Source organism: Streptomyces sp. SID3212 (assembly GCF_009865405.1).
Classification (GTDB): Bacteria; Actinomycetota; Actinomycetes; order Streptomycetales; family Streptomycetaceae; genus Streptomyces.
Genome location: NZ_WWJY01000189.1, coordinates 1 through 1,072 on the forward strand (window position 1 = coordinate 1; position 1,072 = coordinate 1,072).

A 1,072-nucleotide genomic window follows, 5' to 3' on the forward strand; every position below is an offset into this window, starting at 1 on the left:
GGCGGCGGCGGGCGGCGACCACGGGCCCGCGCGGGATCTGCTGGCGGCGACCCGGCGGGGCGCGCAGTGGGAGCGGCGCGGTATTTTCGTACCGCAGCTGGCCAGGAACGCCCTGCACCACCACGGCTGGCTGGACGCCTGGCTGGCCGAGGCGCCGGAGGATCCGGACGCGGTGCTGGTCAAGGCGGAGCTGTGTGTGGCGCAGGCCTGGGAGATACGGACCGGGTCGCGCGCCCAGGATGTGTCCAGGGACCAGTTCCAGGCGTTCTTCGCGCTGCTGGACGACGCGGTTCCGGTGATCAGTGCGGCGGCCGAGCTGAACCCCGCCGATCCGGTGCCGTGGCAGATCGCCCTCACGCACGCGACGGGCAGTCAGGCGCCGCGTGAGGTCTTCGCCGCGTACTGGGCGGAGGCGACGGCCCGCGCCCCGCACCACTACGGCTGCCATCGCGCGGCGCTCCAGTACCTGTGCGAGAAGTGGCACGGCTCGCACGAGGAGATGTTCGACTTCGCGGAACAGGCGGCGGCGGAGGCGCTGCCCGGCTCGCAGCTGCACGCGCTGCCGCTGCTGGCGGCGGTCGAGTACGAGGTCGCGGCGGACCCCACGACGACCGCCGCGACCGCCGACACCGCGCTCGGCGCGCCCCGTAACCGCACCGCTCCCGCCGTCACCCCGCCTCCCGGGCCCCGGCCCGTACCCGGATCCACGCCGCGACGGAACGGGCCCTGGTGCTGTCGGACGCCCACGCGCCCGGCGATCCGGAGGCGGCGACCGTACGCAACCACCTCGCGCTGGCACTGATCCTGGCCGGGCGGCACGCGGAGGCGCTGGAGCAGTTCCGGCGGATCGGCACCCACGCGACGGAGCTTCCGTGGGCGTACTTCGGGGACGCGCGGGAGGAGTTCCTGAACTCCCGCAGGGGGGTACGGATGGAGGTCGCGGCGCGCGTCAAGTTCTTCTCGACCCCCGTACCGCCGCCGCTTCCCCCCGCCCCGGACACCACCACCCCTGCGGCGTCCGCCTCGGCCGCCCCACCCTCCGTCTTCTCCCTGGCCCCACCTTCCGCCCTCC

1 protein-coding gene and 1 pseudogene are annotated in these 1,072 nt (G+C 74.9%); both read left to right on the forward strand.

The annotated features are described in order from the left end of the window. Positions 1-802 (forward strand): hypothetical protein (locus GT042_RS05555; protein WP_161307578.1); only part of this gene is annotated, 802 nt, incomplete at its 5' end. Continuing rightward, positions 730-1,072, forward strand: a pseudogene (locus tag GT042_RS05560) (hypothetical protein); the annotation flags it as partial. The gene GT042_RS05555 and the pseudogene GT042_RS05560, both read left to right, overlap by 73 nt.